The sequence below is a fragment of the Roseovarius aestuariivivens genome (assembly GCF_004761875.1).
GTDB lineage: Bacteria > Pseudomonadota > Alphaproteobacteria > Rhodobacterales > Rhodobacteraceae > Roseovarius > Roseovarius aestuariivivens.
Genome location: NZ_SJEY01000008.1, coordinates 1 through 12,964 on the forward strand (window position 1 = coordinate 1; position 12,964 = coordinate 12,964).

Here is a 12,964-nt window from a genome sequence, read left to right on the forward strand (position 1 = left end):
TCGAAGCCATGAAATCCGCAGGCATCACAGTCGCCGAAAGCCCCGCAGGCCTCGGAGAAGCCGTCCTCAAAGCAATCGGGTAAGAAGAAATCAAGCCGATCCAGCGGCGGGCGCCCTGCCCGCCGCGACACATCCTTTCGTCTCTGTGGCATCCGGCGTAAGTGACATCGCCATTTTTGGCGCTAACATGAAAGATCTGGTATTTTGCGGCGCAGGGAGACGAACGATGGACACCGACCATTCCGATGTGGAGACACAGGCGGGCTCTGACGCGCTGGAAAGCATTCGCTTCCTCGGTCGATTGTTGGGACGGGTCCTGCAGGAACAGGAGGGCGACCGGGCTTTCGACGTGGTCGAGAAAATCCGACTTTGCTCGATCGAATATCACAAGACCGGAAACGCTGACGCCTATGCCACGCTTGAAGAGGTGATCTCGGCCCTGCCCGAGGATCTCACGCTTCAGGTGTTGCGCGCCTTTACCTACTTCCTCCATCTTCTGAATATCGCACAGGACGAGGAGACGCTGCTGCAGCATCGCCGAGCGCCGGTGGCGACGCTCCTCAGCACGATCAAACTGTTGCGCGAAAAGGGCATCTCGGAAACCGCGATGGCCGAATTCTTCGACAGTGCGCTGGTCAGCCCGATCCTCACCGCGCACCCGACCGAGATCCGCCGCCAAAGCACCATGCGCTCGGAATTCGCCATCACCAAAATGCTCGATCAGCGCAGTCAGGCGCAAATCGTCAGCAAAGCAACCGACGAGATCGACCGTGAAATCGAGCGTGAGATCGAAGTTCTGTGGCAAACCCATCTGCTGCGCCGAAGCAAGCTGACAGTGGACGACGAAATCACAAATGGTCTTGCCTATTTCGATCACACTTTCTTCGAGGCGGTTCCGAAGCTTCATGCAACGCTGCTGACCGGGCTCAAGGGGCGGACCGATGCCGCCGATGTACCGGCTTTTCTGCGGATCGGCACCTGGATCGGCGGCGACCGGGACGGTAATCCCAATGTCACCGCCGAGACGTTGGAAAAGACCTTCAACCGCCAATCCGGCCATGTGATCCGGCACTATCTCGAAGAGGTGCACACGCTGGGGTCAGAACTGTCGATCTCGACCCGCGTCGTCAGTGTCAGCGAGGAGGCCGCAACACTCGCTGAGCGATCCTTTGACACGTCGACCCATCGCGAAGACGAACCATATCGCCGCATCCTGATGCTGATTTACGCGCGGCTTGTCTCGACCCTCAAGGACATCAACCCGAAGGCGCTTGCACCGCGCGCCGGGCGCACCGCAGACCCCTATGCCAGCCCCGCCGAGTTTCTCGCCGATCTCGACGTGATCGACCGGTCGCTGCGGGCCAACCGGGGCGCGCGGATTGCCGACGGACGACTGCTGAAACTGCGGCGCAAAACGCGCGCCTTCGGCTTTCACCTTGCCAGCGTCGATCTGCGCCAGAACGCCAGCGTCCATGAGGCAACAATCGCCGAGATGTTCGAAGCCATTCATCCGGGCAAGGACTATCTGGACAAGGCCGAGGAAGAGCGCTGCGCCTGCCTGATCGAGGAATTGACATCGCCGCGGGCGCTCATCCGGCCGTTCTGGAGCTATTCCGAGCAGACCGAGAAAGAGCTCGCGATCTTCCGCCGCGCCAAGCACATCGTCGACCGGTTCGGCCCCGGCGCCATCGCCACGTCGATCATTTCCAATGCGCAATCGCCATCCGACGTGCTGGAGCTTTGCGTGCTGTTGAAAGAGGCGGGCATTCTGACCCGCGACGGACAATGCCCGGTCGCCATCGTGCCGCTGTTCGAAACCATAGCAGACCTTCAGAACGGCCCCGAGATCATGCGCGATCTTTTCGAGATACCAGAATATCGGCGGATCGTGGATGGTCAGGGCAAGACACAAGAGGTCATGCTGGGCTATTCGGACAGCAACAAGGACGGCGGCTATGTCACCTCGAACTGGGAGCTGTTCCAGGCCGAGCAGAACTTCGTCGAGCTGTTCAAGGAATACGGCATTCGCCTGCGCCTGTTTCACGGACGCGGCGGATCGGTTGGCCGCGGTGGCGGACCCGCGCGCGAGGCAATTCTCGCGCAGCCCCCCGGCGCGGTCGACGGCCAGATCCGCCTGACCGAACAGGGCGAGGTCATCTCGTCGCGCTACAGTCATGCCGAGATCGGCTATGCCCATCTCGAAACCCTAGTCTCGGCAACTATGGAAGCCTCGCTTCTGCCCGGTCAAAACCTTCCCGAGGAGGACACGATCGAGATCATGAACACGCTGTCGGGTCACGCCTTCGACGCGTATCGCGATCTCGTCTTCGGCACCGAGGGCTTCGAGGAGTTCTTCTGGTCCACGACGATCATCAACGAAATATCGTCTCTCAATATCGGCTCGCGCCCGGCCTCGCGCAAAGGCAATCGCGATATCACCGCGCTACGGGCGATCCCGTGGGTGTTCAGCTGGGCCCAGTGTCGGATCATGCTACCGGGATGGTACGGCTTCGGCACGGCGGTGGCGAAATGGCAAGACGAAACGGGCGAGCCCGGCCTCGACAAGCTGGCAAAACTATACCGAGACTGGCCTTTCTTCCATGCGCTGATCCAGAAGATCGAGTTGATCATCAACAAAAGTGACCTGACTATCGCCGCCCGCTATGCAGATCTCGTGCAGGACAAGGACTTGCGCGATCGGATTTTCGGACGGATCACCGAAGAGTGGCACGTGACCGTGAAAGCGTTGGAAAGCATCATCGGCCATCCCGTTCTCGCGGCCGAGGCCATGGCCGAAGGGGGCATGGTCCCGCATCGTACGCCGTATCTCAATTCGCTTAATCACATCCAGATCGAGATGATGAAACGCGCCCGCGCCGGCAATGACGGCGAACTTGTCAATCGCGGCATCCTGCTGTCGATCAACGGAGTGGCGTCGGGGCTGCGCAACACGGGCTAAGGCGCGCGCCAACGTTTTTCCGCAAAGAAAACGGACCGGAAATTTCGAATTTTCCGGTCCGTTTCAATGTCTCTTCCCTCTGCCCTATTCCGCCGCGACAGCGCTCTGATCCACCGGCTCGACCCGGACAGCCGAATACTTGAACTCTGGGATCTTTCCGTAGGGATCAATCGCCGGGTTCGTAAGGATATTGGCCGCCGCCTCCACGTAGGCGAAGGGCAGGAACACCATGTCGGGCGCAATGGCGCGGTCGGCCCGGGCCATGATCTCGATGGAGCCGCGCTTGGTGGTAAGCCGCACGAACTCGCCCGGCTCCACGCCCATCTTGCGCAGGGTCGCGGGATGCAGCGAACAGTTCGCTTCGGGCTCTACCGCGTCAAGCACCGTCGCGCGCCGGGTCATGGAGCCTGTGTGCCAATGCTCAAGCTGCCGTCCCGTGGTCAGTACCATGGGATAGTCCGCATCGGGCAGATCGTCGGGGGGAATAACGCTCGCCGGGGTAAAGCGAGCGCGCCCGTCGGGCCGTGGGAAGCTGTCGCCGAAGACCACCGACTGCCCCGGGTCTTCCGGGCTGAGCGACGGATAGGTGACCGCCTCTTTCTCCAGCCGATCCCAGGTGATGTGATCGAGGCTGCGCATGTTGAGCGCCATCTCGTTGAACACCTCGGACGGGTGTGTGTACGTCCACGGCAAACCGCAGCGCTTGGCCAGTTCCACCTCGATCCACCAGTCTTCCTTGGCCTCGCCGGGCGGGCTGACCGCCGGGCGCAGCATCTGGACCGTCCGGTTGGTGTTCGACACCGTGCCCGACTTTTCATAGAGCGCAGAGGCCGGCAGGATCACATCGGCATAGTTCGCCGTCTCCGTGATGAAGATATCCTGGACCACAAGGTGATCGAGCTTGGCGAGCGCGTCGCGCGCGTGCTCCACATCCGGGTCGGACATGGCCGGGTTCTCCCCCAGCACATACATCGCCTTGATGTCGCCCGCATGAACCGCATCCATGATCTCGGTCACGGTCAGGCCCTTCTGCGCCGAGAAATCCTCGGTGTCCCAGACATCCGTGAACGCCTTGCGCACGTTGTCGTCGGTCACGGACTGGTAGTCCGGCAGGAACATCGGGATCAGACCCGCATCTGACGCGCCCTGCACGTTGTTCTGCCCCCGCAGCGGGTGCAGACCGGTGCCCGGACGGCCCACCTGCCCGCACATCAGCGCCAGGGAAATCAGGCAGCGCGAATTGTCGGTGCCATGGATGTGCTGGCTGACGCCCATACCCCAGAAGATCATCGCGGATTTCGCGGTGGCAAAGTCGCGCGCGACCTGCCGCAAGGTCTCGGCGGGAATCCCGCAAAGCGGCTCCATCTTCTCTGGCGGGAACTGCGCCAGATGGGCTTTCTCGGCCTCCCAGTTTTCGGTGAAGGCCTCGATATACTGCTGATCGTAAAGCCCCTCTTCCACGATCACGTTCATGATCGCGTTGAGCATGGACACGTCCGCGCCGGGCTTGAACTGCAACATATGGGTCGCAAAGCGCTTCATCCCCACGCCGCGCGGATCCATGACGATCAGTTTGCCACCGCGCTTGGTGAACTGCTTGAAATAGGTCGCGGCCACGGGATGGTTCTCGATCGGATTGGCGCCGATGATGATCGCCACATCGGCATTCTCGATCTCGTTGAAGGTTGCCGTCACCGCGCCCGAGCCCACGTTCTCGATCAACGCGGCCACGGATGAGGCGTGGCAAAGACGCGTGCAGTGATCCACGTTGTTGTGGCCAAAGCCCTGACGGATGAACTTCTGAAAGAGATAGGCCTCTTCGTTGGTGCATTTCGCACTGCCGAAGCCCGCCACTTCGCGGCCCCGGCCCTTGAGGCCCTTGGCGGCCAGATCCAGCGCCTCGTCCCAGCTGGCCTCGCGGAAGAACTCCTGCCAGTTGTCGGGATCGACGTTCAGGCCCTTCGCAGGGGCATCGTCCCGCCGGATCAGCGGCTTGGTCAGGCGGTGGTGATGGTGGATATAGTCATAGCCGAAGCGGCCTTTCACACAAAGACGCCCCTCATTTGCCGGGCCGTTGATGCCCTCGACATATTTCACCTTGCCGTCCTTGACCTTGAGGCTGATCTGGCAGCCGACGCCACAGAAGGCGCAGACGCTTTCAACCTCTTCGTCATAATCCTTGCTGTCGCCCACCTGCGCGTCATCGACGACGGTGGCAGGCATCAACGCACCCGTCGGACACGCCTGAACGCACTCGCCGCAAGCCACACAGGTGCTTTCGCCCATGGGATCGTCAAAATCGAAGACAGGAAAGCTGTCATGCCCGCGCCCGGCCATGCCGATCACGTCGTTGACCTGAACCTCGCGACAGGCGCGAACGCACAGGTTGCACTGGATACAGGCATCGAGATTGACGCGCATCGCCACGTGGCTGTCATCCAGAAGCGGCACGCGACCCTCTTCTAGCTTGGGAAAGCGGCTGTGGGTGACGCCGTTCAGTTCGGCCATGTCCCAAAGATGGCTCGACTTGTCATGCGCCTTTTCCGGCTCTGGCTGGTCCGCGACCAGAAGCTCCATCACCATCTTGCGCGCGCTTTCGGCGCGGGCGGAGTTGGTGGTAACCTTCATGCCCTCGCTGGGCTCGCGGATGCACGAGGCGACAAGCGTGCGCTCGCCCTCAACCTCGACCATGCAGGCGCGACAGTTGCCGTCGGGGCGATAGCCTGGGCTGGGCTTATGGCACAGATGCGGGATCACAAGACCCCGGCCATGCGCCACTTCCCAGATCGTCATGCCCTTCTCGGCCTCGACTTCCTTGCCGTCGAGCGTGAATTTGATCTTGTCGGTCATGGCTTACACCTCGTCCGGGAAATGTTTCATGGTCAGGCGGATCGGGTTTGGCGCGGCCTGCCCCAGACCGCAGATCGACGCGTCGACCATGGTCTGACTCAGTTCCTCCAGAAGGCCCTGATCCCACTTATCCGCCTGCATCAGCTTGACGGCCTTCTCGCAACCCACGCGGCAGGGCGTGCACTGTCCACAGCTTTCGTCCTCGAAGAACTTCAGCATGTTGATCGCGGCCTCTTTTGCACTGTCTTTGTCCGACAGGATGACAACGGCGGCAGAGCCGATGAAAGAGCCGTGAGGTTGCAGTGTATCGAAATCAAGCGGCACGTCGTCCATATGTGCGGGCAGTAGCCCCGAGGACGGTCCGCCCGGCTGATAGGCCTTGAACGTATGCCCATCGAGCATCCCGCCCGCGGCCTCGATGATGTCGGTGATGGTCGAACCGGCGGGCAGCAGATGCACGCCCGGGTTCTTCACCCGCCCCGACACCGAGTAGGAGCGCAAGCCCTTGCGCCCGTTCTTTTCCACGCCAGACAAAATCTCTTTGCCCTCGCGCAGCACGCGCGCGACCCAGTAAAGCGTCTCGACATTGTTCACCAGCGTCGGCTTGTTGAAAACGCCGACCTGCGCCACGAAAGGCGGGCGATGGCGCGGCAAGCCGCGCTTGCCCTCGATCGACTCGATCATCGCGCTTTCCTCGCCGCAGATATAGGCCCCTGCCCCACGGCGCAGGTCGATATGGCCCGGCTCTACGATCCCTGCCTCTTCCAGCGCCTTGATCTCGCGCGCGAGGATTTCCAACACGGCGGGGTATTCGTCGCGCATGTAGATGAAGCAGGTCTCGGCCTCGACCGCCCAAGCGGCGATCAGCATGCCTTCGAGGAAAAGATGCGGCGTGCGCTCGAGGTAATAGCGGTCCTTGAACGTGCCCGGCTCGCCTTCGTCGCCGTTGACGGCCAGGTAACGCGGCCCGGCCTCGGCCCGCACAAAGCCCCATTTCTTGCCCGACGGAAATCCCGCGCCGCCAAGACCTCGCAGCCCGCTGTCCAGAAGCTCTTGCTGCACGGTCTCGAAATCGCCACCCGTGCGAAGCTCTTCCAGCTTTTTGTACCCGCCATTCGCGCGGTAGGTCTCGAACGTCTCATAGTCCGGGATATGCGCGTGTGTGTCATCGGCGGCTATGGCCGCCTCGACCTTGGTCATAGTGGCATGGTCGATATGGTTGTGACCCAATTCCAGCACCGGCGCCGTGTCGCAGCGCCCCATGCAAGGCGCGCGCAGCACGCGCACCTCGCTCGGGTCCATGCCGTCCTCCAGCGCTTCTTTGAGCTGCTGCGCACCGGCCAGTTCGCAAGCCAGCGAATCACAGACGCGGATCGTCAACGCGGGCGGCGGCACCTCGCCTTCCTTGACCACATCGAAATGCGCATAAAATGTCGCGACCTCGTAGATCTCGGCCTGCGCCAGGCGCATCTCCTCGCCAAGCGCGCGCAGATGCGCCGCGCTCAGATGGCCGTATTCATCCTGAATAAGGTGAAGGAATTCAATCAGCAGATCGCGCCGCCGCGGGCGGTCGCCCAGAAGCGCGCGAACCTCCTCCCATGCCTGATCTTCAAGCTGCCGGCCCTTGGGCGTGTGGCGCCCCTTTCCCTTGCCGGATTTCCAGATTCCCGTGCGGTCGTCGAGTGCCATTTGTTCCCTCCGAATTTGGCGGAACCGTAACGCAATGCTGTGGTATACCAAAATCGAAATGCACGAAACCGCGATAAGCTTGGCTTATTGCACCGCTTGCTTCAGCGCCTTGATCGTGCGTAGACCCGGACCACGGTTGGGCGTGACGAGGCATAGCGACTTGCGCACCACCGGATCGGTCAGCGACACAACCCGCACCGCTTCGAGCGCGCCGATCGCCTCGACCACACCTCGCGGCACGATGGTCGCCGCCGCGCCCTGGATTGCCATGACCACCCCTGCCGTCAGGCCCGACAGCTCGGCCACCACCTGCGGCTGAACCCCCACCTCGTAAAACACTGAGTCAAGGATGCGCCGGTTCTGCATCCCCGGTTCCAGCAAGCACATCGGCAGGCGGCTGGCATCCTTCCAGGTGATCTCGGTGATGTCGGCGGCGACCATGTCGGCGGGCGCAAGTAGCACGTATTCCTCTTCGTGCACGTGCTGAACGTCGAGCGATTGTTCGTCCACGGCCTCGGTATAGGTGACACCGGCGTCGAACGTACCTTCTTCGATCCCGTGCAGGATCGAAAGCGACGACGTCGATTTGAGCTTGACCGTGATCCCCGGATTGCTTTCGCGCAAACGCTTGATCAGACGCGCCCCGAAGGCCGCGGCCGTGGGCACCACGCCCAGTGAAAGGACGCCGGTCACATCCCCCGGCTCGGTGCTGAATTCCCGCTCAAGCCGCTTGACGTCCTCGAGGATCTGCAGCGCGTGGCGCACGATGGATTCGCCATCCGGCGTCAGCCCTTCGAAGCGATTGCCGCGCCGCACGATCTTGGTCTGCAAATGCTCTTCCAGCTTGCTGATCCGCATGGAAAACGCGGGCTGTGACACGCCGCATTCCTCGGCGGCGCGTGCAAAGTGTTTCTGTCGCGCAAGCGCCGTCAGAAAGTGAAGATCCTTGAGGCTCAGCACACGGGCGCTCATGTCATTTATGTCTCGGGATTTTTTGCATAAACGATTAGCATGACCTTGGCCAGATTCATTGACAGGCCGAACACCTGTGGTATACCAAATACCAAGAGAACGCAATCGGGGGAGGACGACATGCTGTTGCCGGAATACCGCTCCAAGGAGCTGCTTGCGAAATACGGCGTGCCGATTCCACCTGGCTTTCTGGCCCGCTCGTCCAATGATGCGGAAACGCTCTGCGCCCGGCTCAACACCTCGCGCTACGTCGTGAAATCCCAGATCCTCGCGGGGGGTCGTGGCCTGGCCGGGGGGGTCAAGATTGTCGACACGCCCAGCGCCGTCGGCGCCGAGGTCGAGCGGCTTCTGGGCCATGTGCTCGTGACAGACCAGACCGGCCCGCGCGGCGAGATCGTGCAGTCCGTCTATGTCGAGGCGGCGCTCGATATCGTCGATAATTTCTATCTTGCGCTGGCGCTCGACTCGGCGACGGGGGGCGTGATGCTGCTGGCCTCGGAAAAGGGCGGCGTGGAATTCGAAGAGCGCGCGCGGATGGACGACACCGTCTACGGCACCACGATCATAGGCGAAGATACCCCCGAGGAGCGCAAGAAGATCAAAGCGTTTCTGTCCGAGCACGGCATGGGCGAGGATGCGGTCGTCGACCTGGCCTTTGCCGCGCGGAAGGGCTTTATCGAAAACGAACTGACCCTGGCCGAAGTCAATCCGCTGGCCAAAACGCGCAGGGGCGACTGGATTGCCGCCGACGCAAAGGCGGCGCTTGATCCCAATGCCGTCTTCCGGCATCCGGAATTCGAAGAGTTCGCACATCTGCAACATCGCGACGCCATCGAAGCTGAAGCGCAGGCCAACGACATCAACATGGTCAAGCTCGACGGCACGATCGGCGTCGTCGTCAACGGTGCGGGCCTTGGTCTGGCCATGCATGACATGATCATCGAGGCCAAGGGACGGCCCGCCAACTTCATGGATATCCGGACCACCGCGACCAGCCTTAAGATCGCCAAAGGCGTGCAACTCTTGCTCAGCGACCCGAACGTGCGCTGCATCCTGCTCAATGTGCATGGTGGCGGCATCACTCTGGGCGATACGGTGGCCGAAGGCGTCTCGGTCGCCTATGGTCATGCCAAGCGCAAGGTGCCGCTGGTAGCGCGCATCTCGGGCCAGAACGCCGATCGGGGGCTTGCGATCCTCAAGGAACACCGCTTGCCGGTCGAGGTCGTGGACACGATGTCCGACGCGGTGGCGCGCGCGATTGCGCTGGCCAGCTAAGGGAGGGAAAGAGACACCATGGCGATCATTGTCGACAACTCCACCAAGGTTCTCGTGCAGGGCATGACCGGACGCGCCGGGTCCTTCTACACGCATCAGGCCATGCGCTATGGCACCACCTATGTCGCTGGCGTCAATCCGTTCAAGCCGGGGACAGAACATCTCGGCCTGCCCGTCTTCGGCTCGGTCGACGAGGCCAAGGCGAAAACCGGCGCAAACGCGAGCCTCGTGATCGTGCCGGCTGTCAAGGCGGGCGCGGCCATGATCGAGGCCATCGAGGCCGAGATCGGCGTCATCACCTGCGTGACCGAGCGCGTGCCGCAGCATGACATGGCGCGCGTAAAAGCAGCCCTGGAAGGGTCCAAGTCGGTCCTGATCGGTCCGAACAGCCAGGGCATCCTGACGCCAGAGCAATGCAAGATCGGCGTCATGCCGACACGCTACGCGCTGCCCGGCCGCATCGGCATCGCATCACGCGCGGCCTCTCTCACCTCCGAAGTGGTGTCGCAATGTTCCGCCGCAGGCCTGGGTCAATCGACCACCGTCGGCATCGGCGGCGACAGCCTGCACGGCCTTGGGTTCGTCGACTGCCTCAAGCTTTTCAAGGATGACGCCGACACCGACGCGGTGATCCTGATCGGGGAAATGGGCGGACGCGAAGAAGAAGACGCTGCCGAATACCTCGCCACGGGCGATTACGGCAAGCCGGTCGTCGCGCTGATCGTCGGGCGCCATGCGCCGCAGGGCCGCCGCATGGGCCACGCGGGCACGCTGTCGGTCTTCGGTACAGGTTCGGCGACCGCCAAGGCGGACCTGCTGCAGCGCGCTGGGGCGGTCATCGCAGGCAATGTCGATGACGTCGTCCCGCGGATCAAAACGGTTCTGCCGAACGCCGCCGTCGCCTGACGGCTAAAGTGAGATCTCGAAAATACAGGCCGGATCACCCCGGGCGCAGCAGCCGCTTTCGCGCACATGCGCCCGGCGGCTAACGAGCGCCTGAAACATCGACTGAAGCACGGCGCAATGCCAGTCGCACCGCCCTACAGCGAGAGGATTACCCAGAATGGCCAGCCGCATCGGCGGGCCGGACTCCTGGAACACATCTGCATCGCCCGCAAAGGTCCAGGCATTTCGCTCGATCGCCCGCAAAAGGGCCGGTCCGGAGAGGCGCGCGGGCAAAGCGCGAAGTATGAGGCGGGCCAGTCGTGGAATGCGGTTCTGCACGATGTAAGCCCCGGTACGTCTGCCGGCATCTCGGATGACCCGCTCGGCCTCAGGCTGGGAAAGCCCCTCTAAAATGGCGCGATGCAACGCGGTCACCTCGGTTTGTGGGACCATGGCGCTGGGAGGGTCGTCGAGATACCTGGAAAGCCCGGCCTTGGCAAAAGTGCGGCGGGTCAGGGCCGGCCCGACCAGCGCCTCCAACGCGGGCCGGCATTGCAGGATCGCGTTGGGGCCAATGACGGCACGGCTTGTGTCGGAAAAATCTCTCATTCCGCCGCCGTACTCGGTCCGCCGCATGCCCGCGCGTCGGCCTGAAGGGCCGCCAGCCGCGCCTTTTCCGCCTTGACCTGATCGCGCACCGCCGCCTTGCGCTCGGCGGCTTTCTTCTTGCGGTCGGCCATCGCCTCCCAATCGGCCATCTGCGCCTCGGCGATCTGGCGGGTATCGTCAAAGTGGAAATCCACCTTCTTCTTCGATTGCGGCCCCCAGTAGCCGACTTTGCCCAGATCGTAGAAGGTCCGCGCAAAGCCCGCCTTCGCAAAGGCCCGCAGGCAGCCCAGCAGATATTTCCGCCGGAACCCCGTACCGCGCCACGGATAATGAAAAAGCGCCTTGATCATGTAAAAGCGGCGATAGTTGTGCATCACCCGGTCCAGCAACCGCGCACGGTCCATCGCCTCGGGCTTCATGATCGGCGTGACGAAATTGTACTTTTCGAAATCGAACACCTCGACCTTGTCACCAAGCTCCTGAAAAAGCGGTGTAAAAGGCCATGGCGTGTACATCGACCAGTTGGCCAGATCCGGGTTCCATTCGCGGGCGAAGCGATAGGTTTCTTCCAGCGTCTCCTCGGTCTCGTTGTCGAGGCCCACGATGAACTGCGCCTCGGTAAAGATATTGGCCTCGCGCAGCAGGCGGATCGCCTCGCGGTTCTCGTTCACCTTGGTTTCCTTGTTGAACAGATCCAGCTTCATCTGCGCCGCGGCCTCGGTTCCGAGGCTCACATGCACCAGCCCGGCCTTGCGCCAGAGCGCCAGATCCTTCTTGTCACGCATGATATCCGTGACGCGCGTGTTGATGCCCCACTTGACCTTGTCCGGCAGTTCGCGCGCAATCAATTCATTACAGAACTCAGTAAACTTTCGCTTGTTGATCGTCGGTTCCTCATCGGCGAGAATGAAAAAGCCCACGCCATGCTCGGTCACAAGGGTTTCGATCTCGTCAACGACTGCCTTGGGATCGCGCACGCGGTAATCGCGCCAGAATTTCCATTGCGAGCAGAAAGAACAGGTAAAGGGACATCCCCTTGCCATGTTGGGGATCGCCACGCGGGTGTTGAGTGGCACGTAAATGTATTTGTCCCATTCCAGCAGCGACCAGTCCGGCGTAATCCCGTCGAGATCCTTGACTGTCGCCGCGGCAGGCGTGGCCACGATCTCGCCTCCGTCCAGAAAAGCGAGACCCTTGATCCGGCGCCTGTCCTCGAAATACCGCCCCTCTTCGACGGCGCGGATCAGCTCGACGATGATCTCTTCGCCCTCCCCGCGCACGATCACGTCGACCCACGGCGCCTCGCTCAGCACCTGCTTGAACATGAAGGTCGCATGAACGCCGCCGAGCACAGTCAGAACGCCGGGACAGGTCTCTTTCGCCAGTTGCAGAACCCGCTCGGCCTTATAGATCGACGGCGTGATGGCAGTGGTGCCAACCACGTCGGGCTGAAGCTCGACCAAATGTGCGGCAATGGCCTCATCACTAAGATCATTGGTCATCGCGTCGATGAAATGGATGTCGTCGAAGCCTGCGGATTTCAGTGCGCCCGCGATATACGCGACCCAGGCGGGTGGCCAGTTCCCGGCGATCTCCGCGCCGCCGGAATGATAATTCGGGTGAATGAGCGCCAGTCGCATATTGTCCTCCGTACTGTCAATAAATGTTGACAGCTAGGACAGCCCTGCGACTTGATGCATATCAAACCGGGCGCGGTTTCCCGGC

Annotated in this window: 8 protein-coding genes; 3 read left to right on the top strand and 5 right to left on the bottom strand. The window is 61.9% G+C overall.

All coding sequences use genetic code 11. The features are described 5' to 3' along the window. Window positions 1–226 precede the first annotated feature (226 nt). Complete coding sequence (ppc, locus tag EZV60_RS13370) at window positions 227–2,959, top strand: phosphoenolpyruvate carboxylase (RefSeq protein WP_210115094.1); 2,733 nt, start codon at window positions 227–229, stop codon at window positions 2,957–2,959. Between the two features lie 84 nt (window positions 2,960–3,043). Here the strand turns inward: ppc and fdhF are convergent, their stop codons facing one another. The 3 genes from fdhF to EZV60_RS13385 form a co-directional block, all read right to left on the bottom strand. Next, window positions 3,044–5,809, bottom strand: a complete 2,766-nt coding sequence (gene fdhF / locus EZV60_RS13375) for a formate dehydrogenase subunit alpha (protein ID WP_135506106.1) — start codon at window positions 5,807–5,809, stop codon at window positions 3,044–3,046. Between the two features lie 3 nt (window positions 5,810–5,812). Continuing rightward, on the bottom strand, window positions 5,813–7,498 hold the full coding sequence (locus tag EZV60_RS13380; RefSeq protein ID WP_135506107.1) for an NAD(P)H-dependent oxidoreductase subunit E: 1,686 nt from the start codon (window positions 7,496–7,498) through the stop codon (window positions 5,813–5,815). A gap of 84 nt (window positions 7,499–7,582) precedes the next feature. Beyond that, window positions 7,583–8,470, bottom strand: coding sequence for a LysR family transcriptional regulator (locus EZV60_RS13385; RefSeq protein ID WP_245306299.1), 888 nt, complete (start codon window positions 8,468–8,470; stop codon window positions 7,583–7,585). A gap of 120 nt (window positions 8,471–8,590) precedes the next feature. On the opposite strand from EZV60_RS13385, the gene EZV60_RS13390 reads away from it, so the two are divergent. Both EZV60_RS13390 and sucD read left to right on the top strand, forming a co-directional pair. Continuing rightward, the gene (locus tag EZV60_RS13390) at window positions 8,591–9,745 is read left to right on the top strand and encodes an ATP-grasp domain-containing protein (RefSeq protein ID WP_135506108.1); all 1,155 of its coding nucleotides are present in this window, start codon (window positions 8,591–8,593) and stop codon (window positions 9,743–9,745) included. 18 nt (window positions 9,746–9,763) lie between these two features. Then, entirely contained in the window at window positions 9,764–10,651 is an 888-nt protein-coding gene (gene sucD / locus EZV60_RS13395) for a succinate--CoA ligase subunit alpha (RefSeq protein WP_135506109.1), read from the top strand. Between the two features lie 3 nt (window positions 10,652–10,654). Here the strand turns inward: sucD and bchJ are convergent, their stop codons facing one another. Together bchJ and bchE are read right to left on the bottom strand one after the other, a co-directional pair. Then, window positions 10,655–11,239 (bottom strand): bacteriochlorophyll 4-vinyl reductase, encoded by a 585-nt coding sequence (bchJ, locus tag EZV60_RS13400; protein ID WP_167853528.1) that lies wholly within the window; start codon window positions 11,237–11,239, stop codon window positions 10,655–10,657. Beyond that, the gene (bchE, locus tag EZV60_RS13405) at window positions 11,236–12,879 is read right to left on the bottom strand and encodes a magnesium-protoporphyrin IX monomethyl ester anaerobic oxidative cyclase (protein ID WP_135506111.1); all 1,644 of its coding nucleotides are present in this window, start codon (window positions 12,877–12,879) and stop codon (window positions 11,236–11,238) included. The genes bchJ and bchE overlap by 4 nt, the downstream gene beginning before the upstream one ends. Between the last annotated feature and the right edge of the window lie 85 nt (window positions 12,880–12,964).

Excerpts from the sequence above, each read along its gene's own strand:
- ppc (WP_210115094.1), top strand. The coding sequence starts at position 227 with ATGGACACCGACCATTCCGATGTGGAGACACAGGCGGGCTCTGACGCG.
- fdhF (WP_135506106.1), bottom strand. The coding sequence starts at position 5,809 with ATGACCGACAAGATCAAATTCACGCTCGACGGCAAGGAAGTCGAGGCC.
- EZV60_RS13380 (WP_135506107.1), bottom strand. The coding sequence starts at position 7,498 with ATGGCACTCGACGACCGCACGGGAATCTGGAAATCCGGCAAGGGAAAG.
- EZV60_RS13385 (WP_245306299.1), bottom strand. The coding sequence starts at position 8,470 with ATGAGCGCCCGTGTGCTGAGCCTCAAGGATCTTCACTTTCTGACGGCG.
- EZV60_RS13390 (WP_135506108.1), top strand. The coding sequence starts at position 8,591 with ATGCTGTTGCCGGAATACCGCTCCAAGGAGCTGCTTGCGAAATACGGC.
- sucD (WP_135506109.1), top strand. The coding sequence starts at position 9,764 with ATGGCGATCATTGTCGACAACTCCACCAAGGTTCTCGTGCAGGGCATG.
- bchJ (WP_167853528.1), bottom strand. The coding sequence starts at position 11,239 with ATGAGAGATTTTTCCGACACAAGCCGTGCCGTCATTGGCCCCAACGCG.
- bchE (WP_135506111.1), bottom strand. The coding sequence starts at position 12,879 with ATGCGACTGGCGCTCATTCACCCGAATTATCATTCCGGCGGCGCGGAG.